19 protein-coding genes, 2 tRNA genes and 1 pseudogene are annotated in these 19,894 nt (G+C 70.9%); 17 read left to right on the forward strand and 5 right to left on the reverse strand.

The window, feature by feature from the left end; translation table 11 throughout:
- The first annotated feature begins 135 nt into the window (after nucleotides 1-135).
- The 11 genes from dnaA to FE251_RS00050 all read left to right on the forward strand — a co-directional run bounded on the left by dnaA (nucleotide 136) and on the right by FE251_RS00050 (nucleotide 11,870).
- Complete coding sequence (dnaA, locus tag FE251_RS00005; RefSeq protein ID WP_139072254.1) at nucleotides 136-1,620, forward strand: chromosomal replication initiator protein DnaA; 1,485 nt, start codon at nucleotides 136-138, stop codon at nucleotides 1,618-1,620.
- 415 nt (nucleotides 1,621-2,035) lie between these two features.
- Nucleotides 2,036-3,163 (forward strand): DNA polymerase III subunit beta, encoded by a 1,128-nt coding sequence (gene dnaN, locus FE251_RS00010; protein ID WP_139072253.1) that lies wholly within the window; start codon nucleotides 2,036-2,038, stop codon nucleotides 3,161-3,163.
- A gap of 43 nt (nucleotides 3,164-3,206) precedes the next feature.
- Nucleotides 3,207-4,103: a phosphogluconate dehydrogenase (NAD(+)-dependent, decarboxylating) gene (gnd, locus tag FE251_RS00015; protein ID WP_223147552.1), complete on the forward strand. Its 897-nt coding sequence runs from the start codon at nucleotides 3,207-3,209 to the stop codon at nucleotides 4,101-4,103.
- Nucleotides 4,104-4,105: 2 nt separating this feature from the next.
- On the forward strand, nucleotides 4,106-5,269 hold the full coding sequence (gene recF, locus FE251_RS00020) for a DNA replication/repair protein RecF (protein WP_139947323.1): 1,164 nt from the start codon (nucleotides 4,106-4,108) through the stop codon (nucleotides 5,267-5,269).
- The gene (locus FE251_RS00025; RefSeq protein ID WP_139947325.1) at nucleotides 5,262-5,840 is read left to right on the forward strand and encodes a DUF721 domain-containing protein; all 579 of its coding nucleotides are present in this window, start codon (nucleotides 5,262-5,264) and stop codon (nucleotides 5,838-5,840) included. The genes recF and FE251_RS00025 overlap by 8 nt, the downstream gene beginning before the upstream one ends.
- A 215-nt stretch (nucleotides 5,841-6,055) precedes the next feature.
- Nucleotides 6,056-8,092 (forward strand): DNA topoisomerase (ATP-hydrolyzing) subunit B, encoded by a 2,037-nt coding sequence (gene gyrB / locus FE251_RS00030; protein ID WP_139947326.1) that lies wholly within the window; start codon nucleotides 6,056-6,058, stop codon nucleotides 8,090-8,092.
- A gap of 98 nt (nucleotides 8,093-8,190) precedes the next feature.
- Nucleotides 8,191-10,677, forward strand: coding sequence for a DNA gyrase subunit A (gene gyrA, locus FE251_RS00035; RefSeq protein WP_139949201.1), 2,487 nt, complete (start codon nucleotides 8,191-8,193; stop codon nucleotides 10,675-10,677).
- Nucleotides 10,674-11,393, forward strand: a complete 720-nt coding sequence (locus tag FE251_RS00040; protein ID WP_139947328.1) for a DUF3566 domain-containing protein — start codon at nucleotides 10,674-10,676, stop codon at nucleotides 11,391-11,393. Before gyrA ends, FE251_RS00040 begins: the two co-directional genes overlap by 4 nt.
- Nucleotides 11,394-11,495: 102 nt before the next feature.
- Nucleotides 11,496-11,569: transfer RNA gene (locus FE251_RS00045), tRNA-Ile, on the forward strand.
- A 23-nt stretch (nucleotides 11,570-11,592) separates the two neighbouring features.
- On the forward strand, nucleotides 11,593-11,754 hold the full coding sequence (locus FE251_RS15360; RefSeq protein WP_168202596.1) for a DLW-39 family protein: 162 nt from the start codon (nucleotides 11,593-11,595) through the stop codon (nucleotides 11,752-11,754).
- 40 nt (nucleotides 11,755-11,794) lie between these two features.
- Nucleotides 11,795-11,870: transfer RNA gene (locus tag FE251_RS00050), tRNA-Ala, on the forward strand.
- 16 nt (nucleotides 11,871-11,886) lie between these two features.
- Here the strand turns inward: FE251_RS00050 and FE251_RS16085 are convergent.
- The 3 genes and pseudogenes from FE251_RS16085 to FE251_RS00070 all read right to left on the reverse strand — a co-directional run.
- Nucleotides 11,887-11,997, reverse strand: a pseudogene (locus FE251_RS16085) (transcriptional regulator); the annotation flags it as partial.
- Between the two features lie 314 nt (nucleotides 11,998-12,311).
- Complete coding sequence (locus tag FE251_RS00065) at nucleotides 12,312-12,689, reverse strand: ankyrin repeat domain-containing protein (protein WP_139947330.1); 378 nt, start codon at nucleotides 12,687-12,689, stop codon at nucleotides 12,312-12,314.
- Between the two features lie 71 nt (nucleotides 12,690-12,760).
- Nucleotides 12,761-13,477 (reverse strand): hypothetical protein, encoded by a 717-nt coding sequence (locus tag FE251_RS00070; protein ID WP_139072246.1) that lies wholly within the window; start codon nucleotides 13,475-13,477, stop codon nucleotides 12,761-12,763.
- A 124-nt stretch (nucleotides 13,478-13,601) separates the two neighbouring features.
- Here FE251_RS00070 and FE251_RS00075 point away from each other — a divergent pair, with 124 nt between their 5' ends.
- Entirely contained in the window at nucleotides 13,602-14,123 is a 522-nt protein-coding gene (locus tag FE251_RS00075) for a peptidylprolyl isomerase (RefSeq protein WP_139072245.1), read from the forward strand.
- A gap of 139 nt (nucleotides 14,124-14,262) precedes the next feature.
- Nucleotides 14,263-14,976, forward strand: coding sequence for a rhomboid family intramembrane serine protease (locus FE251_RS00080; RefSeq protein WP_230976472.1), 714 nt, complete (start codon nucleotides 14,263-14,265; stop codon nucleotides 14,974-14,976).
- A gap of 218 nt (nucleotides 14,977-15,194) precedes the next feature.
- On the opposite strand, the gene FE251_RS00085 is transcribed toward FE251_RS00080, so the two are convergent.
- A complete protein-coding gene (locus FE251_RS00085; protein WP_139072243.1) occupies nucleotides 15,195-15,443 on the reverse strand; it encodes a cell division protein CrgA in 249 nt (82 codons plus the stop codon).
- A gap of 153 nt (nucleotides 15,444-15,596) precedes the next feature.
- On the opposite strand from FE251_RS00085, the gene FE251_RS00090 reads away from it, so the two are divergent.
- The 4 genes from FE251_RS00090 to FE251_RS00100 are packed head-to-tail and all read left to right on the forward strand — an operon-like array spanning nucleotide 15,597 to nucleotide 17,951.
- A complete protein-coding gene (locus FE251_RS00090) occupies nucleotides 15,597-16,322 on the forward strand; it encodes a DUF881 domain-containing protein (RefSeq protein ID WP_139947332.1) in 726 nt (241 codons plus the stop codon).
- Nucleotides 16,323-16,366: 44 nt separating this feature from the next.
- Nucleotides 16,367-17,170, forward strand: a complete 804-nt coding sequence (locus tag FE251_RS00095; RefSeq protein WP_139072241.1) for a class E sortase — start codon at nucleotides 16,367-16,369, stop codon at nucleotides 17,168-17,170.
- Complete coding sequence (locus tag FE251_RS15365; RefSeq protein ID WP_168202597.1) at nucleotides 17,170-17,334, forward strand: hypothetical protein; 165 nt, start codon at nucleotides 17,170-17,172, stop codon at nucleotides 17,332-17,334. Before FE251_RS00095 ends, FE251_RS15365 begins: the two co-directional genes overlap by 1 nt.
- Complete coding sequence (locus tag FE251_RS00100) at nucleotides 17,331-17,951, forward strand: aminodeoxychorismate/anthranilate synthase component II (protein ID WP_139072240.1); 621 nt, start codon at nucleotides 17,331-17,333, stop codon at nucleotides 17,949-17,951. The genes FE251_RS15365 and FE251_RS00100 overlap by 4 nt, the downstream gene beginning before the upstream one ends.
- Before the next feature lie 72 nt (nucleotides 17,952-18,023).
- On the opposite strand, the gene pknB is transcribed toward FE251_RS00100, so the two are convergent.
- On the reverse strand, nucleotides 18,024-19,892 hold the full coding sequence (gene pknB / locus FE251_RS00105; protein ID WP_139072239.1) for a Stk1 family PASTA domain-containing Ser/Thr kinase: 1,869 nt from the start codon (nucleotides 19,890-19,892) through the stop codon (nucleotides 18,024-18,026).
- Between the last annotated feature and the right edge of the window lie 2 nt (nucleotides 19,893-19,894).

A 19,894-nucleotide genomic window follows, 5' to 3' on the forward strand; every position in this document is an offset into this window, starting at 1 on the left:
AGAGCCGTCAGGACGGCTCAGTCACGATACGCGAGACGGCGATCGCCGGTCAATCACGCGGCCCATCGTCCGACTATGCCATCCCTCACGATGCTTCTGCACATCTGTGGATAACTATGTGGACCGAGGGTGGGGATGCGACACTCGAAACGTCTGCCGACCCTGTACGAGAGGACCACTGTGCCCGAGAACGACGAGATCACCGGCCTGTGGGCACGGGCTGTGGACATCCTCACCGAGAACGGGGACATCGGCGGCGCCCAGCGGGCCTTCATCCGTCTCACCCGACCGCTCGGCGCGGTCGACGGCACCCTCCTCCTCGCCGTGCCGAGCGAGTTCGCCAAGGATTTCCTCGAGACCCGGGCACGCACGAGCCTCACCGAGGCGCTCACCGAGTCGGCCGGCTCGCCGGTCCGCTTCGCCGTCACCGTCGACCCGACGCTCGAGGAGACGAGCCCGCGGGTGCCCGAGACCGAGACACCCGAGGACGCCGAGCCGCCGGTCTCGCCGTCCGCCGCGGTGCGCCAGCGCTCTGCGGCCGATGCCCGCCGCAACGCCGCCGACGCCGAGGCCGACGCCGCCCGGCTCAACCCGAAGTACACCTTCGAGACCTTCGTCATCGGCTCGAGCAACCGCTTCGCCCACGCGGCCGCCACCGCCGTCGCCGAGTCGCCGGCCCGCGCCTACAACCCGCTGTTCATCTACGGCGGCTCCGGTCTGGGCAAGACGCACCTCCTGCACGCCATCGGCCACTACTCCCGCAGCCTGGATCCGAGCGTCCGGGTGCGGTACGTGAACTCCGAGGAGTTCACCAACGACTTCATCAACTCCATCCGTGACGACAAGGCCGAGGCCTTCCAGCGCCGCTACCGCGAGGTGGACGTCCTCCTCATCGACGACATCCAGTTCCTCCAGGGCAAGGAACAGACGATGGAGGAGTTCTTCCACACCTTCAACACCCTGCACAACGCCAACAAGCAGGTCGTCATCACCTCCGACCTCGCGCCCAAGCGGCTCAACGGGTTCGAGGACCGGATGCGCTCGCGCTTCGAGTGGGGCCTGCTCACCGACGTCCAGCCGCCGGACCTCGAGACGCGCATCGCCATCCTCCGCAAGAAGGCGAACAACGAGAACCTCGAGATCGACGACGCCGTCCTGTCCTACATCGCCTCGCGGATCACCTCGAACATCCGTGAGCTCGAGGGCGCCCTCATCCGGGTCACCGCGTTCGCCAACCTCAACCGCCAGCCGGTCGACGAGTCCCTCGCGGTCATGGTCCTCAAGGACTTCATCACCGACACCGAGGGCGAGGAGATCACCCCGACGCTGATCATGGGCCAGACGGCGGACTACTTCTCCGTCTCGATGGACGCCCTGTGCAGCGCCGACCGGTCGAGGGTCCTCGTCAACGCCCGGCAGATCGCCATGTACCTGTGCCGCGAGCTCACCGAGCTGTCGCTGCCGAAGATCGGTCAGCTCTTCGGCGGGCGCGACCACACGACCGTCATGCACGCCAACCGCAAGATCCGCGAGCAGATGGCCGAGAAGCGCTCGACCTTCAACCAGGTCACCGAGCTGACGAACCGGATCAAGCAGAAGGCCCGCACCGGCGGGGCGTGACGCTCGAGGGCGCCAGGAGGACGTTTCGGCGTTCCGGAGCCAATGCACAGTTGTGGACAAATCTGTGGATTGCGGTGGACAAGGGAAACTTGTCAGTGGACAGGTTGTCCCCGATCCGTGGATCCAGCCGACACGAACGACACGAATCCACCGACCTGCCAACTTGTCCCCACCAGGGTGCGCCCCCGTACCCACATCGTCTCTGCCCGGCTGACCTGCGCAGACGTCGCTTCTCCACAGTGTCCACACCAGCGATGACGATGACGAGACCTCTCTTCAAGACAGCCTGTGAACAACAACAACGGTCCGGGCCCCGACTGCCCAGACCGGACCGGAGGACCGGCCGACTCGCGTAAGGTTTCCCGTGCGCAGCCCTTACTCGCTGCGCCGTGGTGCAGCGAGAGAGGTCAACATCGTGAAGCTCAGGGTCGAACGGGACGTCCTCGCCGAGGCCGTTGCCTGGACAGCACGCTCCCTGCCGGTGCGTCCACCGGTCCCGGTGCTCGCCGGCGTCCGTCTCGAGGCCAGCAGTGAGGGGTCACTGACCCTCTCGACCTTCGACTACGACGTCTCGGCCCGCTCCACGGTCCCGGCCGCCGTCGAGGAGCCGGGAGTCGTCCTCGTCTCCGGGCGCCTGCTGGCCGACATCGCCAAGGCGCTGCCGGCCAAGCCGGTGGACCTCACGCTCGACGGCACCAAGGTCGTCCTGCGCTGCGGCGCCAGCCGCTTCACCCTGCTGACCATGCCCGTCGAGGACTACCCCGCGCTGCCCGAGATGCCCGAGCTCTCCGGCACCATCGACGCCGACGTCCTCACCCAGGCTGTCGCCCAGGTGAGCATCGCGGCCAGCCGCGACGAGACGCTGCCGCTGCTCACCGGTGTGCGCGTGGAGATCGACGGCGAGAAGCTCACGCTCATGGCCACCGACCGCTACCGGCTGGCCCTGCGCGAGCTCACCTGGCACCCGAGCAACCCGGCGTTCAACGCTGTCGCCCTCGTGCGCGCCCGCACCCTGTCCGACGTCGCGAAGTCCCTCACCAGCGCAGGCACCGTCGACGTCGCGCTCGCCCAGGACTCCGCCTCGCTCATCGGCTTCGCGGCCGGCGGCCGCCAGACGACGTCGCTGCTCGTCGACGGCGACTACCCGCCCGTGCGCCGGCTGTTCCCGGACGAGACGACGACGCACGCCGTCATCGCCACCGGGCCGCTCGTCGAGGCCGCTCGCCGCGTCTCCCTCGTCGCCGAGCGCAACACCCCGATCCGGCTGAGCTTCTCCGAGGGCCAGGTCGTCCTCGAGGCCGGCCAGGGCGAGGACGCACAGGCGTCCGAGGTGCTCGAGGCCACGCTCGTCGGTGAGGACATCGTCACCGCGTTCAACCCGCACTACCTGCTCGACGGCCTCGGCGCCCTGAGCACCGACTTCGTCCGCCTGTCGTTCACCCACCCGAGCAAGCCCGCGGTCCTCACCGGCCAGGGCAGCGCCGAGGGGGAGAGCGAGGACGAGTTCCGCTACCTGCTCATGCCCATCCGGTTCGCCGGGTAACCCACCGCGGGAAGGACCCCGCACCCCGACGAGAGGAGCCGACGTGCACATCGGCATGGTTGGACTGGGCCGCATGGGCGGCAACATGCGCGAACGCATCCGGGCCGCGGGCCACACCGTCACGGGGTACGACACCGACCCGGCGATCAGCGACGTCCCGTCGCTGGCCGAGCTCGTCGCCGCCCTCCCCGAGGGCGAGCGCATCGCGTGGGTCATGGTGCCTGCAGGCGCCCCGACCCACGCGACCCTCGAGGCGCTGGCCGCCCTGCTGTCCCCGGGCGACCTGGTCATCGAGGGCGGGAACTCCTACTACCGCGACGACCAGGAGAACGCCGCCATGCTGGCCGAGCGTGGCATCGGCTACGTCGACGCGGGGATCTCCGGCGGCGTGTGGGGCCGCGAGTACGGCTACGGCACGATGGTCGGCGGCAGCGCCGAGGACGTCGAACGCGCGATGCCCATCTTCGAGGCCCTGCGTCCCGAGGGGCCCCGAGAGGAGGGCTTCGTCCACGCGGGGCCCGTCGGCGCCGGGCACTTCTCCAAGATGGTCCACAACGGCATCGAGTACGGCCTCATGCAGGCCTACGCCGAGGGCTACGAGATCATCGCCTCGCGCTCCGACCTCGTCCCCGACGTCACCGCGGTGGTGCGCTCCTGGCAGCGGGGGACCGTCGTGCGCTCCTGGCTGCTGGAGCTGCTCGTCGACGCCCTCGAGCAGGACCCGGGTCTCGCCCGGATCGACGACTACGCCGCGGACTCCGGCGAGGGCCGCTGGACCCTCGAGGAGGCGATCGACAACGCCGTCCCGGCCCCGACGATCGCCGCTGCCCTGTTCGCCCGCTTCTCCTCCCGGCAGGAGGCCTCCCCTGCGATGAAGGCCGTCGCCTCGCTCCGCGAGCAGTTCGGAGGCCACGCGATCCGGCGTGCCGACGAGCGCTGAGGATGTACGTCTCCAACCTCTCCCTGCACGACTTCCGGTCCTACGAGGAGCTCGTCCTCGCGCTCGACCCGGGAGTCACGGCCTTCGTCGGCAACAACGGGCAGGGCAAGACGAACATCGTCGAGGCGGTCGCCTACCTGGGCACGTTCTCCAGCCACAGGGTCGCCTCCGACGCCGCGCTCGTGCGGCAGGGCGCCGGCGGGGCGGTGATCCGGGCCAAGGCCGTGCGCGGGGGCCGCGAGACGCTCGTCGAGCTCGAGATCGTCGCCGGTCGCGCCAACCGGGCCCGGCTCAACCGCTCGCCGGTCAGCCGCACCCGTGACGTCCTCGGCATCGTCCGCAGCGTCGTCTTCGCGCCGGAGGACCTCGAGCTCGTCAAGGGCGACCCGTCGGCGCGCCGCCGCTTCCTCGACGACCTCCTCGTCCTGCTCACCCCGCGGCTGGCGGGCGTGCGCAGCGAGTACGACAAGATCCTGCGCCAGCGCGGCGCGCTGCTGAAGTCGGCCGGCGCCGCGCGCCGGCGCGGGGGCAGCGGGCCCGACCTGTCCACGCTCGACGTGTGGGACGGCCACCTCGCCGCCGCCGGCGCCCAGATCGTCGCGGCGCGCGTCGAGCTGCTCCGGCGCCTGCGCCCCCTCACCGCGCAGGCCTACGAGGAGGTCAGCGCCGGGCAGAGCGAGGCCCGTCTGGGTTACCGCTCCGCACTGCTCGCCGTCGACGGCGAGGGTGAGGCGACGGCGGAGGAGGAGGACGCGCTCACCGACGTCCCCGCCCTCACCGAACGGCTCGTCGCGGCGATGGGCGCGCTGCGGAGCAAGGAGATCGACCGCGGCGTCAGCCTCGTCGGCCCGCACCGCGACGACCTCGTCCTCACCCTCGGTGGCCTGCCCGCCAAGGGCTATGCGAGCCACGGGGAGTCGTGGTCCTACGCGCTGGCGCTGCGACTGGCCTCCTTCGAGGTGCTCAAGGAGGACGACGACGGCGGCCCGATCCTCATCCTCGACGACGTCTTCGCCGAGCTCGACGTGCGGCGCCGGGAACGGCTCGCCGCGATGGTCGCCGGCGCCGAGCAGGTGCTGCTCACCGCCGCGGTGCCCGAGGACGTGCCCGAGGCCCTCGCCGGGGCGCGCTTCACCGTCGCGGGAGGGCAGGTGACCCGTGACTGACCGGCCGGAGAAGGACCAGGCGGCCGCGGACGGCGCCGACACCCCCGCCGCGGAGGAGAGCCCCGACGCGGCGCGCCAGGCGCTGGCCCGTGCCCGCGCCGCCGCCGCGGCCAAGGGGCTGCGGCGCACCGCGCCCGGGCGCCCGGCGCCGGGCTCACGACGTTTTCGTCCGGGCCCCGGGCTCGGGGACGTCGGCAGCGGCGCAGGCCCTTCCCGCCGTGACCCGCAGCCGCTCGGGCCGATCGTCGACAAGATGTTCGCCGAGCGCGGCTGGAGCGCGCCGGTGAGCATGGGCGGCGTCGTCGGACGGTGGCGCGAGATCGTCGGTGACCACCTCGCCGAGCACTGCGTCGTCGAGACCTTCGACGACTCCGTCCTCGTGCTGCGGGCCGACTCCACGGCGTGGGCGACCCAGCTGCGACTGCTCCAGCCCCAGCTCGAGCGACGGCTCGCCGAGGAGGTCGGGGAGGACACCGTCACCGAGATCGTCATCCGGGGACCGGGCGGCCCCACGTGGACCCGAGGGCCGCGGTCGGTGCGCGGGCGCGGACCACGCGACACGTACGGCTGAGCAGCCCGGAAGCCGCGCCACGACGCGCGTCACACTGTGGATGAAGCTGTGGATATGCGGTGATTCAGGCACCGACGCAGTAGAATCGGGTGACCCCGCCCGCGGGAGTCGGCAGGAGTCGCACACCGGGGGCAGCTGTGGTGCCGGCCCACCGTCCCGAACCAGGTGACGGTGCGGTGCTGCGCCGCGACAACTGATGAGGAGAGCGCCAGACAGTGGCTGACGAGACGCCCCCGAGCACCGGCACGAGCCCGCAGGAAGCCGGGTACGACGCAACGAACATCACGGTTCTCGAAGGCCTCGAGGCGGTCCGTAAGCGCCCCGGCATGTACATCGGGTCCACCGGTGAGCGCGGCCTGCACCACCTGGTCTACGAGGTGGTCGACAACTCGGTCGACGAGGCACTGGCCGGGCACGCGACCACCATCGACATCACCATCCTCGAGGACGGCGGCGTGCGCGTCATCGACGACGGCCGCGGCATCCCCGTCGACATCGTCGAGTCCGAGGGCAAGCCGGCCGTCGAGGTCGTCCTCACCGTCCTCCACGCCGGCGGCAAGTTCGGCGGCGGCGGCTACGCCGTCTCCGGCGGTCTGCACGGCGTCGGCGTCTCCGTCGTCAACGCCCTGTCCACCCGCCTCATCGTCGAGGTCCACCGGGACGGCGCGATCTGGCGGCAGAGCTACCAGGACGGCGTGCCCACCGCGCCCCTCGCAGAGGTCGGCACCACCGACAAGACCGGCACGACGGTGACGTTCTGGCCCAACGCGGACATCTTCGAGACCACCGACTTCGACTTCGAGACCCTCCGCGCCCGCTTCCAGCAGATGGCCTTCCTCAACAAGGGCCTGCGCATCGCGCTCACCGACGAGCGGGCCGGCGTCACCGACGCCGGCGACGAGGTCACCGGCGACGAGAAGGGCTCGTCGGACGACGCCCACGAGGGCCACCGCGAGGTCGTCTACCAGTACGCCAACGGCCTGCAGGACTACGTCCAGCACCTCAACTCCGCCAAGAAGGTCGATCTCATCAACCCCGAGATCATCGACATCGAGGCCGAGGACCAGGACCGGAAGATCTCCGTCGAGATCGCGATGCAGTGGACGAGCGCGTACTCCGAGTCCGTCCACACCTACGCGAACACGATCAACACCTCCGAAGGCGGCACCCACGAGGAGGGCTTCCGCGCGGCGCTCACCTCGCTGATCAACCGGTACGCCAAGGACAAGAACATCCTCAAGGACAAGGACGACAACCTCACGGGTGACGACATCCGCGAGGGCCTCACCGCCGTCATCTCCGTCAAGCTCGGCGAGCCGCAGTTCGAGGGCCAGACGAAGACGAAGCTCGGCAACACCGAGGCTCGCACCTACGTGCAGCAGGTCGTCTACAGCCACCTCGGCGACTGGCTCGACTCCCACCCGAACGAGGCCAAGGACGTCATCCGCAAGGCCCAGCAGGCGGCCGCGGCCCGGCTGGCGGCCCGCAAGGCGCGCGAGGCCACCCGCCGGAAGGGCGCGCTGGAGTCCGCCTCCATGCCCGGCAAGCTCAAGGACTGCTCGAGCCGCGACGCGAGCCGCTCGGAGATCTTCATCGTCGAGGGAGACTCCGCCGGCGGCTCGGCCGTCCAGGGCCGTGACCCCGAGACGCAGGCGATCCTCCCGCTGCGCGGGAAGATCCTCAACGTCGAGAAGGCGCGCCTGGACAAGGCGCTGGGCAACCAGGAGATCCAGGCGCTCATCACGGCCTTCGGCACCGGCATCGGCGAGGAGTTCGACATCGCCAAGCTCCGGTACCACAAGATCGTGCTCATGGCCGACGCCGACGTCGACGGCCAGCACATCACCACGCTGCTGCTCACGCTGCTCTTCCGCTACATGCGCCCGCTCATCGAGAACGGCCACGTGTACCTGGCCCAGCCCCCGCTGTACCGGCTCAAGTGGACCAACTCGCCGCACGAGTACGTGTACTCCGACCGGGAGAAGGACGCGCTGCTCGCCGAGGGCGCGGCCGCCGGCAAGCGGATGCCCAAGGAGAGCGGCATCCAGCGCTACAAGGGTCTCGGCGAGATGAACGAGCAGGAGCTGTGGGACACGACGATGGACCCCGAGACGCGCACCCTGCGACAGGTGACGGTCGGGGAGGCGGCTGCCGCGGACGAGGTGTTCTCGGTCCTCATGGGCGAGGACGTCGAGTCCCGGCGTGAGTTCATCCAGCGGAACGCACGCGACGTGCGCTTCCTGGACATCTAGCCCGCGCCCCGCCCCACCCGCTCCCGCAGACGGACAGAAGGACGACAGTGACCCAGCCCCCAGCCGACCACATCGAGCAGGTCGACCTGACCCTCGAGATGCAGCGCTCGTACCTCGACTACGCGATGAGCGTCATCGTCGGGCGTGCGCTGCCGGACGTGCGTGACGGCCTCAAGCCGGTGCACCGCCGCGTGCTCTACGCGATGTACGACGGCGGGTACCGGCCCGACGCGTCGTTCAACAAGTGCTCGCGCGTCGTCGGTGAGGTCATGGGGCAGTACCACCCCCACGGCGACACCTCGATCTACGACGCCCTCGTGCGCCTGGTCCAGCCGTGGTCGCTGCGCTACCCACTCGTCGCCGGGCAGGGCAACTTCGGCTCCGCGGGCAACCTCGGCGCCGCCGCCCCGCGGTACACCGAGTGCAAGATGGCGCCGCTGGCCATGGAGATGGTCCGCGACATCGACCAGGACACGGTCGACTTCCACGACAACTACGACGGGAAGAACCAGGAGCCGGACGTCCTGCCGGCCCGCTTCCCCAACCTCCTCGTCAACGGGTCGGAGGGCATCGCGGTCGGCATGGCCACGCGCATCCCGCCGCACAACCTGCGCGAGGTGGCCGAGGGTGTGCAGTGGTTCCTCGAGAACCCCGAGGCCTCCAAGGAGGAGCTGCTCGAGGCGCTCATGGAGCGCATCAAGGGCCCCGACTTCCCCACCGGCGCGACGATCCTCGGCCGCCGCGGCATCGAGGACGCCTACCGCACCGGCCGCGGCTCGATCACCCAGCGCGCCGTGGTCAACGTCGAGGAGATCCAGGGCCGGCAGTGCCTGGTCGTCACCGAGCTGCCCTACCAGGTCAACCCGGACAACCTCGTCACCAAGATCGCCTCGCTCGTCCACGACGGACGGCTGCAGGGCATCGCCGACATGCGCGACGAGTCCTCCGGCCGCGCCGGCCAGCGGCTCGTCATCATCCTCAAGCGTGACGCCGTCGCCAAGGTCGTGCTCAACAACCTCTACAAGCACACCCAGCTGCAGGACAACTTCCCGGCGAACATGCTCGCGCTCGTCGACGGCGTGCCCCGCACGCTGAGCCTCGACGCGTTCGTCCGGCACTGGGTGAACCACCAGATCGACGTCATCGTGCGTCGTACGCGGTTCCTGCTCAAGCGGGCCGAGGAGCGCATCCACATCCTGCGCGGCCAGCTCAAGGCGCTAGAGATGCTCGACGAGGTCATCGCCCTCATCCGGCGCTCGGAGAGTGGGGACGCCGCGCGCGGGGGCCTCATGGACCTGCTCGACATCGACGAGATCCAGGCCGACGCCATCCTCGCGATGCAGCTGCGCCGCCTGGCCGCCCTCGAGCGCCAGAAGATCGTCGACGAGCACGACAAGATCGAGGGGGAGATCCGCGAGTACAAGGACATCCTCGCCTCTCCGGAGCGCCAGCGCCGGATCGTGTCGGAGGAGCTCGGCACGATCGTCGCGAAGTACGGCGACGAGCGGCGCACGACGGTCGTCCCCTACGAGGGCGACATGTCGATCGAGGACCTCATCCCCGAGGAGGACGTCGTCGTCACGATCACCCGTGGCGGCTACGTCAAGCGCACCCGCACCGACAACTACCGCTCCCAGCGTCGTGGCGGCAAGGGCGTGCGCGGCACGCAGCTGCGCGAGGACGACATCGTCGAGCACTTCTTCGTCACCACGACCCACCAGTGGCTGCTGTTCTTCACGAACATGGGCCGGGTCTACCGGGCCAAGGGGTACGAGCTGCCCGAGGGCGGGCGTGACTCCAAGGGCCAGCACGTGGCGAACCTGCTGGCCTTCCAGCCGGACGAGCGCATCGCCCAGGTGCTCGCCCTGCGCAGCTACGACGACGCGGACTACCTCGTCCTGGCCACCCAGCGCGGCCTGGTGAAGAAGACCCGCCTCGGCGAGTACGACACCAACCGCACCGGCGGCATCATCGCGATCAACCTCCGCGAGGACGAGGAGGGCCGGCGCGACCGCGTCGTGTCCGCCGGCCTCGCCAACAGCGATGACGACCTCCTGCTCGTCTCGCGCAAGGGGCAGTCGATCCGCTTCACCGCGACCGACGAGGCGCTGCGCCCGATGGGCCGCTCGACCTCCGGCGTCACCGGCATGAAGTTCCGCGGCGACGACGAGCTGCTCGCGATGGACGTCGTCCACCCGGGTCACGAGAGCTCGGCGCTCTTCGTCGTCACCGAGGGCGGGTTCGCCAAGCGCACCGCCATCGAGGAGTACCGGGTGCAGGGTCGCGGCGGTCTCGGCATCAAGGTCGCCAACCTCGTCGAGGCCCGCGGGGACCTCGTCGGCGCGCTGCTCACCAAGCCTGACGACGAGGTCATGGTCATCATGGAGGGCGGCAAGATCGTCCGGTCGGCGGTGGAGGAGGTCAACCTCACCGGTCGCAACACCCAGGGTGTCATCTTCGCCAAGCCCGACAACGGGGACCGCATCATCGCCGTCGCACGGAACGCCGAGCGCGACGCCGATGGCGTAGCGTCACCCGAGGAAGCCGAGGAGCCCGCCGAGGGTGACGATGGAGGACAGTCATGAGCACCAGCACTCCCGGGCCGGAGGACGTGACGCGTCCGGCCGCCACCGAGCCCGGCACAGGGGCCACGACGTCCCAGGACCGCACGGCGATCCGCACCAGCCTCGCTGAGCGCTTCGCGGCCGCCAAGGGCGTCTCCGAGCACCCGGTGGTCCCCCACCCCGACCAGACCGCCCCGGTCGGCGGCGCCAGCGCCGTGCGCACCGGTCAGGTCTCCGGCGGGTCGGCGACGGCGCCGCGCTACGGCGCCCAGTCCTCGACGACGGAGCGTCCCGCGGCTGCTGCGGGGGCGACGCAGACCGCCCAGGGGCCGGCCGCCGGCAAGAGTGAGCCGCGCGCTGCCGCCCGTCCCTCCTCCGGCCCGCGGCGCGTGCGCCTGTCGGTCGCGCGGGTGGACCCGTGGTCGGTGATGAAGCTGTCCTTCCTCCTGTCGATCGCCATCGGCATCGGCATCGTCGTCGCCGCGGCCGCCATGTGGCTCGTGCTCGACTCGATGCACGTCTTCGCCGACATCGAGGAGCTGCTCGTCACCCTCGACTCGGAGAACTTCCTCCGGCTCATGGACTACGTCCAGTTCGACCGCGTGGTCTCGATGGCGGCGATCATCGCCGTCGTCGACATCCTGCTCCTCACCGCCCTCGCGACGCTGGGCGCGTTCCTCTACAACATCGTCGCGGCGCTCGTCGGCGGCGTGCACCTCACGCTCACCGACGACTGAGTGTGGCGAACACGACGTCCCCGGGGCCCGGTCCAGGTTTGGGCAGGGCCGCGGCCCTGGGGTAGTCTCATCCGGCACCCATGAGGCGTCACCGGGTGCGACGGGCCTATAGCTCAGACGGTTAGAGCGCTTCCCTGATAAGGAAGAGGTCGCTGGTTCGAGTCCAGCTAGGCCCACACGACCACCACGGAGGCAACCCATGAAGAAGCTTCTCGGAGTCGCCGCCCTGGCGGCAGCAGGCTACGCCGTCTGGGCGAAGGTCCGGGCCGACCGCGAGGAGCGGGCCCTGTGGCAGGAGGTCACCGACAGCTTCGGCGGGAACACCTTCCCCGAGGCGCCCGAGGCCTCCACCGCCCACTGAGCGCGGGTAGCATTCCCCCGCCGGCCACGTCGCCGGCATCGGGGCCATGGCGCAATTGGTAGCGCACCTGCTTTGCAAGCAGGGGGTTACGGGTTCGAGTCCCGTTGGCTCCACCACGGCATCTGGCCGACCTCACCGCGGCTCGAGATCCTGCGTCCCGACGACCGCGAGCATCTCCAGCGCGTCCGCACTGTCCGTGCCGAGCGCCGGGGTGAACCACAGCAGCCGTTGCCGGCCAGCTTCGCGCCGCCCACGGTGAGGTCACGTGTGGCTGTCTCCTTGGGCGCGCGCACCGCCGAGGCGTCGAAGCGGCGCTCGATGCGGGTGTGCCGCGGCGCCGGCTCGGTGAGGGTCGTGGACCACACGAGCTTGTCCGCCGCCTGCCAGGCGTAGGCGGAGTCGGCAAAGAGCCCTGGGCCTGCGGCGAGGGAGGGGTCGGTACTTCGCCCTCTACCCGCACGACGACGAGGTGTTCGCGGCATCGACCGCTCTCATCAGGGAGGCAGGCACGCTGCTCTACGCACGGCGGCTGTACGAGGCGGTGTGGGACAACCGGGTCAGCCCTCGAGCAGCGCGGCGATCTCGGTGGCTCCGAAGTACTGCGCGGTCGCGCGGGCGCTCGGGGTCCCGGCGTCCGGGTCCGCACCGGCGGCCACGAGGCGGCGCACGATCCCCGGCGCCTGCTTGAACACGGCACAGACGAGGGCGCTCTGGCCACGGTCGTTGAGCCGCGAGACGTCGGCGCCACGCTCGAGGAGCAGCGCGACCGTGTCCTCGTGCTCGTGGTAGCTCGCCAGGATGAGCAGGGAGTCGCCCTTGTCGTTCGTGAGGTCGACGGGGGCACCTGCGTCCAGGTACGCGGCCAGCGCGTCGGCCTCACCGCCGCGGGCGAGGTCGAAGACGTGCGCGGCCAGCGCGTGGACGTCGTCGCTCATCGGGTGTTCCTCCTCAGGGGGACGACGATGCCCGGGACCACCAGGGCCCCGGGCATCGTGTGTGGTTCTGGTCAGGCGTTGCGGGTGTCGTCGACGTCGGTCTCGCCGCGGCCCTTGTCGATGGGGTCGGTGAGCTCGTCGGTGGCACCGGCAGCGGCGCCGGCCTCGGCGGCGACGATCTCGGCGTCGGCGGCGGGCTCACCGTCCTCGACACCGGCGGGGGCCGTGGAGACCTCGGCGACGGTGGTCACCGTCGTGTCCTCCCAGTACTCCTCGGCCCACGGGTCGTCGACGGGCTGCGTGCGGCGCCACAGGAGGTAGCCGGTGCCGGCGGCCGCGGTGCCGACGAGCACCCAGCCCAGGGCCTTGCCCTTGCCGCCGCGCTTCTTCGGCTTCGTGGTGAGCGCCTTCTGGGCGGCCTTGCCGGCCTTGACGGCCTTGCCCTTGGCGCCGTTCTCCTTCGCGGCGGCCTCGGCGGCGTCGTGCATCGCCTTCTGGACGCGCGGCAGGTAGTCGTCGACGATCTTGTCGCGAGCGTGGTCGACGGCAGGGCGGGCCTTGCCGGCCGCAGCCTCGATCTTCGGGGCGGCGACGGAGACGCCCTCGCGCCACGCCTTGTCGATCTTCGGGGCGGCGACGTCGGTCGCCCACACCTTCCCCTGCCCTGCCAGGGCGGCCGCGGCCTCGGTGGCCCGCGAGGCCTGCTCGGTGAGGGTGTGGCCGAGGTCCGCTGCCTGCTGGCGCACCTTCTCGGCGTCGATCTCGCTGATCTTCGGCTTGCGCGACATGTGCTCTCCCTCGTGGCTTTCAGGTACGTGCGGCCATAGTCCCATCAAGGGTGGACCGGCGCACCATTCCTACGGCGGATTCTCGCGCTGCGCCCGCTCGCTGCGGCGTGAAAGGATCGGCGGTATGGAAGCAACTGTGCACACGAACCTCGGGGACATCGTCATCGAGCTGTTCCCCCACCACGCCCCCAAGACCGTGGAGAACTTCGTCTCCCTCGCCAAGGGCGAGCGGACCTGGACCAACCCGGCGACGGGCCAGGAGTCGAACGACCCCCTGTACGACGGCGTGATCTTCCACCGGATCATCCCGAACTTCATGATCCAGGGCGGCGACCCGCTGGGCTCTGGGCGCGGCGGCCCCGGCTACACCTTCGACGACGAGATCCACCCGGAGCTCGACTTCACCCAGCCCTACATGCTGGCGATGGCCAACGCCGGGAAGATCGGCGGCCGCGGCACCAACGGCTCGCAGTTCTTCATCACGACCGCGCCCACGACCTGGCTGCAGGGCAAGCACACGATCTTCGGTCGCGTCGCGGACGCCGAGAGCCGCGCCGTCGTCGACAAGATCAGCGCCGTCCCCACCGGCCCGGGCGACCGTCCGGTCGAGGACGTCGTCATCTCCTCGATCACCGTCACCGACTGAGCAGATGACCGCCAGTCCCTACGGGCAGGCCGGCGGCGCCCAGCCGCCGGTCTGCCCGCGGCACCCCGACCGCGTCTCGTACGTGCGGTGCCAACGCTGCGACCGGCCCGTGTGCCCCGAGTGCCAGCGACCGGCAGCGGTGGGCGTCCAGTGCGTCGACTGCGTCGCCAGGGCGCAGGCGGCGATGCCCGCCCGCCGCACGGTCTTCGGGGCCAAGGTCCACAGCGGGCGGCCAGTGGTCACGATGACGTTCGTCGCCCTGTGCGTGCTCGCCTACGCCGCCCAGCGGGTGTTCCCGGGCCTGAGCACGCCGGCGTACTTCATGCCGGCCCTCGGTGAGCTCGAGCCGCACCGGTTCCTCACCGCCGCGTTCCTCCACGGCGGGTTCCTCCATCTCGCGGTGAACATGTACGCCCTGTGGATCGTCGGCTCGGTGCTCGAGCCGGCCCTGGGGCGCTGGCGGTTCGCCGCCCTGTTTCTCGTGAGCGCCCTCGGCGGCTCGGTTGGCGTCCTGCTGTTCGCCTCCCCCTTCGAGCACGACTGGGTCACCCCCGTCGTCGGTGCCTCCGGCGCGGTGTTCGGCCTCTTCGGCGCGATCGGGCTCGCTCTGCGCCGCCTCGGGCGGGACACGACCCAGATCGTCGTGCTCATCGCGATCAACGCCGTGCTCGGGTTCGTCATCCCCAACGTCGCCTGGCAGGCGCACGTCGGTGGCCTGCTCACCGGCCTCCTGCTGTCCGCCGCCTACGTCTACGCGCCGCGCGACCGCCGGACCGCGGTGAGTGTCGTGGCCACCGTGGGGGTCACCGTGCTCCTCGTCGTCCTCGCTGCCGCGAAGTACGCGATCTCCTGAGTTACACAGATGTAGTTCTCCACAGGGTTGTGCACACCTGTGCACCTGGGGAAATGACAACCATGTAGTTCTCCACAGGTTTGTGCACACCTGGGGAAGTTACACCGCTGTAGTTCTCCACAGGTTGCTCCACACCTGTGGGCACAGCCGGGGACGAGACACCCGGAGACGACGAAGCGCCGGTCCAGCACTGGACCGGCGCTCCGTGGACTGGCGGACTACCGCCAGCGCAGGGTCATGAGGAACCCGACGAGCAGGACGACGAACCCGATCGCCAGGTTGAGGTTCCCGATGCCCGGGATGGGGCCGGCAGCCTGGATGATGTAGGTGATGACCACCCACAGCATGCCGACGACCATGAGGACGACGGCGGTGGGCACCCACCAGCGCGGGCTCTCCTTGGGCTGGGCAGGCGTGGGCGGGGGCGTGTACGTCGCCTTGTTCTTGCGGCGCTTGGACTCCGGCACTGTCAGCTCTCCTTCGGTGTCCCGCCCGGCCGGCGGTACCTCGGTACGGTCGCGGTGTCGCCTGCCCTTCCTGGCACGCGACGCCTCCCCTAGCGTAGTGGGCGGAACGCCGAAGAAGGGCACGCCCCTGCTCGGGAAAGGAGGATGTGGACGATGGCTCGCTCGCTGAAGGGCTCGCACTGGAACGGTTCGGTGGCCGTCGGTCTCGTCGCCGCGCTCGCCGGCCTCCTCTTCGCCACCAGCGCCACGCTCTTCGAGGACGAGGCGGACCGGTCCGCCACCAACCTCGTCGACCTCGCCCGCGTCGAGACTGCCCGGCTGGAGGAGAACGAGGAGGAGGTCGCCCGGCTGCGCCAGGAGCGCGCCGATCTCGTGGCCCGGGAGCAGCCGCCGGCCGCGCCGGACCCGGAGGCGGGCGCGCTCACCGCCCTCGCCGCCGGGCAGACGCCGGTGACCGGGCCGGGCGTCGTCGTCGAGCTGTGGGACGCCCCCGCCCCGCCGGACCTCGCCGCCAGCGGCCTGCACCCCGACGACCTCGTCGTCCACCAGCAGGACCTCGAGGCGGTCATCAACGCCCTGTGGACGGGCGGAGCCGAGGCGATGATGATCCAGGACCAGCGGATCACCTCGACCTCCTCCGTGCGCTGCGTGGGCAACGTCCTCCTGCTCCACGGCCGCCACTACTCCCCGCCCTACCGCGTCTCGGCCATCGGGGACCCGCAGGAGCTCGCCGCCGCCGTCGAGGCCGCCCCCGGGGTGCAGGTCTACCTCCAGTACGTCGACGCCGTCGGTCTGGGCTGGTCCCTCGAGGAGACGCCCGCCATCGACATGCCCGCCTACACGGGCTCCCTTCGTCTGGACCACGCGCGAGCAGGGTGAACTACGCTGATCCGGACCCAGTGAGACGCGACCAGAGGACCTCGATGGCCAGCACGGACGTCGACCAGCTCGAGTGGCTGCCCGGCCAGCCGGACGACGGCACGCCGCGGCGCACCCGGCCGCGCAAGCGCAGGGGTGGCTTCCTCGCCGGTCTCGTCGGCGTCGTCGGCGAGCTCATGATCACCGCCGGCGTCCTCCTCGGGCTCTTCGTCGTGTGGCAGCTGTGGTGGACGGACGTCGAGGCGAACAACCACCAGGCCCAGGTGCTGGAGGACTGGCGCGGCCAGGGCGACGTCATCGACGCGCCGCCGCAGCCCGGCGAGCCGCGCACCGACCCGCCGCCGCTGCCCACGGTGGGCGGCGAGGGCGACGTCATGGGAACGCTGCACGTCCCGCGGCTCGGACCGGACTACGAGTACTCGATCGCCGAGGGCGTGAGCCTGGGCGCGGTCCTCAACCGGGGCTACATCGGGCACTACCCCGACACCCAGCTGCCTGGCGAGGTCGGCAACTTCGCGACGGCCGCACACCGGCAGTCCTACGGCGCGCCCTACCGGGAGATCGAGCAGATCGTCGTCGGCGACTCGCTCGTCGTCGAGACCGCCGACGCCTACCTCGTCTACGAGGTCGTCGGGTCCGAGGTGGTCCACCCCTCGCAGGTCGAGGTCATCGCGCCGGTGCCGAACGAGCCCGGTGTCCCGCCCACGGAGCGGATGATCACCCTGACGACGTGCCACCCCCTGTTCTCCGCCGCCGAGCGGTGGATCACCTACGGCCAGTTCCAGCACTGGGTCGACAAGAACGACGGCATGCCGGCCGAGCTGCTCGAGCTCGAGGAGGGACGCTGATGTACGGCGCGTTGTGGCGGGTGCTCCCCGGGCCCGCGTGGTTCCGGGTCGTCCTGCTCCTCCTCCTGGCGGCGGCGGTCGTCTACGCCTGCTTCACCTGGCTGTTCCCGCAGATCGCCCCCTACATGCCCTTCAACGAGACCACCATCGAGGGAGCCCCGTGACCCGCGTCCTCGTCGTCGACAACTACGACAGCTTCGTCTGGACGATCGTCGGCTATCTCGAGCAGCTCGGAGCAACTGCCGTCGTCCAGCGCAACGACGACGTCACCACCGACCCGCGCGACGTCGACGCCGTCCTCGTCTCCCCGGGCCCGGGCACCCCGAAGGGTGCGGGCGTCACGCTCGACGTCATCGCGGCGTGCGCCGAGCACCGGGTGCCGATGCTCGGCGTGTGCCTGGGCCACCAGGCCCTCGGTGAGCTCTTCGGGGCCACCGTCACCCACGCGCCCGAGCTCATGCACGGCAAGACGTCCCTCGTCGAGCACGACGGCACCGGTGTCTTCGCCGGGCTCCCCACGCCGTTCACCGCCACCCGGTACCACTCGCTCACCGTCGACCCGGCCACCGTGCCGGACACGCTGCGGGTCACCGCGCGCACCGCGAACGGCATCGTCATGGGCCTGGAGCACCGCGACCTGCCGCTCCACGGCGTGCAGTTCCACCCCGAGTCCGTGCTCACCGACCACGGGCACCGGCTGCTGGCGAACTGGCTCACGATCGCGGGCGACCGCGAGGCGACCGCCCGCAGCGAGGGCCTCGCCCCGCTCGTCCGCCGCTGACACGGCTCGCCCGAGCCTGGTACGACAGGAGCCCGGCACCGCCTCCGCGGTGCCGGGCTCCGGCGTCTGTGGCTACAGCTCCTCGCCCGCCCGGTGGCCGGGCTCGGCCGAGCCGCTCGGCGGCGGCTCCTCCGTGGTCGGGCTCTCGCTCGGCGCGGGCTCCTCGGTGGGAGCCGGCGTCGGGGTCGGCGTGGGCTGGACCGGCGTCGGGGCCTCGACGGCCACCGTGAGCTCGATCGTGCTGAACCGCGGCACCGGGCCGGTGCGGTCCTGGTCGAGCACCGTACCCGGGTCGAAGTCGCCCGAGGGCTGGTCGACGGCGCTCACCGTGAGGTTGAGGGCGCGCAGCGCCTCGGTCGCCGCCTCGATCGTCTGGCCGCGGACGTCGGGGACGTCGACGTTGCCGGTGGCGATGTGGAGGACGACCTCCGCCCCCGGCTCGACCGGCTCACCGGCCGGCGGCTCGGTCTGCGCGACGCGGTCGGCCTCGTAGTCCGGGCTGTTGATCGGCCGGTAGGTGATCCGGACGCTGATGCCCAGCTCGTCCTCGGAGAGCTGGTCCTGCGCCTGACGCTGGCTCAGGCCCACGACGTCGGGCATCTCGACGGCCTCGGGACCGGCGGAGAAGCGCACCGTGACGGTCTGCCCCTCCTCGACCTCGGCGCCGACCGCCGGGTCGGAGCTGACGAAGATCCCGGGCTCGATGTCCGCGGAGAACTCCGGGTCCCCGATCGCGAAGACGAGTCCCTCGCCCTCGACGGCGAGCCGGGCCGCCGTCTGGTCCATCCCGGTGAGGTCGGGGACGGTGACGACGGCGGGCGGGTCGGGCTCGGTGTCGTTGTCGTTGGTGAGCAGGAGGTAGGTGACGCCGGCGGCGGCCAGCAGGCCCACGAGCACGAGCACCCACACCCACCAGGGCGAGCGCTTCTTCGGCTCCTCGTCCTCCTCGGCGGCCACGGCCGCGCGGGAGCCGGTCTGCGCCGGCATCGCCCGCGTCGCGGACGGGGCGGCGCCGATGACGGAGGTCGCGTCTGCCGCGGCCGCGGCGGCGATCCACGTGCTCGCCGCCGGGGCGCTGACCTCACCGCCGCGCACCGCGGCCTCGAGGTCCGCCCGCATCGCGTCGGCGTCGGGGTAGCGGTCCTCGCGGTCCTTGGCGAGCGACTTGAGCACGATCCGGTCGAGCGCCTCGGGGATGTCGGAGGCCACCTGGCTCGGCGTCTTGGGCATCTCGCGCACGTGCTGGTAGGCCACCGCCACCGCGGAGTCGCCGCTGAAGGGCGGCTGGCCGGTGAGCAGCTCGAAGAGCAGGCAGCCGGTGGAGTAGATGTCGGAGCGGGCGTCGACGACCTCGCCGCGGGCCTGCTCCGGGGAGAGGTACTGGGCGGTGCCGACGACGGCGTGGGTCTGGGTCATCGTCGCGGCGGAGTCGGCCATCGCGCGGGCGATGCCGAAGTCCATGACCTTGACCTGCCCGGTGGGCGTGAGCATGACGTTGCCGGGCTTGATGTCCCGGTGGACGATGCCCTCCCGGTGGGAGTAGGCCAGCGCGGAGAGCACCCCGATGACGATCTCGCAGGCCTCGTCGATCGGCACCGCGGCGCCGTCGTTGAGCAGGGAGCGCACCGTGTGGCCCTCGACGTACTCCATGACGATGTACGGGACGTGGGCGCGCTCACCGCTCGCGGTGACGACGTCGTCCTCGCCGGTGTCGTAGACCGAGACGATCGCCGGGTGGTTGAGGGCCGCCGCGGCCTGCGCCTCGCGGCGGAAGCGCGCCTGGAAGGTGGGGTCGCGCGCGAGGTCGGACCGCAGCACCTTGATCGCCACCGTCCGGGAGAGCCGGCTGTCGTAACCGATGTAGACCTCGGCCATGCCCCCGCGGCCGATGAGCTCACGGACCTCGTAACGTCCTGCGAGCACCTTGGGTACTTCGTCCACCA

The sequence above is a fragment of the Georgenia wutianyii genome (assembly GCF_006349365.1).
Classification (GTDB): domain Bacteria; phylum Actinomycetota; class Actinomycetes; order Actinomycetales; family Actinomycetaceae; genus Oceanitalea; species Oceanitalea wutianyii.

Excerpts from the sequence above, each read along its gene's own strand:
- dnaA (WP_139072254.1), top strand. The coding sequence starts at position 136 with ATGCGACACTCGAAACGTCTGCCGACCCTGTACGAGAGGACCACTGTG.
- recF (WP_139947323.1), top strand. The coding sequence starts at position 4,106 with ATGTACGTCTCCAACCTCTCCCTGCACGACTTCCGGTCCTACGAGGAG.
- gyrA (WP_139949201.1), top strand. The coding sequence starts at position 8,191 with ATGCAGCGCTCGTACCTCGACTACGCGATGAGCGTCATCGTCGGGCGT.
- FE251_RS00040 (WP_139947328.1), top strand. The coding sequence starts at position 10,674 with ATGAGCACCAGCACTCCCGGGCCGGAGGACGTGACGCGTCCGGCCGCC.
- FE251_RS15360 (WP_168202596.1), top strand. The coding sequence starts at position 11,593 with ATGAAGAAGCTTCTCGGAGTCGCCGCCCTGGCGGCAGCAGGCTACGCC.
- FE251_RS00065 (WP_139947330.1), bottom strand. The coding sequence starts at position 12,689 with ATGAGCGACGACGTCCACGCGCTGGCCGCGCACGTCTTCGACCTCGCC.
- FE251_RS00070 (WP_139072246.1), bottom strand. The coding sequence starts at position 13,477 with ATGTCGCGCAAGCCGAAGATCAGCGAGATCGACGCCGAGAAGGTGCGC.
- FE251_RS00075 (WP_139072245.1), top strand. The coding sequence starts at position 13,602 with ATGGAAGCAACTGTGCACACGAACCTCGGGGACATCGTCATCGAGCTG.
- FE251_RS00090 (WP_139947332.1), top strand. The coding sequence starts at position 15,597 with ATGGCTCGCTCGCTGAAGGGCTCGCACTGGAACGGTTCGGTGGCCGTC.
- FE251_RS00095 (WP_139072241.1), top strand. The coding sequence starts at position 16,367 with ATGGCCAGCACGGACGTCGACCAGCTCGAGTGGCTGCCCGGCCAGCCG.
- FE251_RS15365 (WP_168202597.1), top strand. The coding sequence starts at position 17,170 with ATGTACGGCGCGTTGTGGCGGGTGCTCCCCGGGCCCGCGTGGTTCCGG.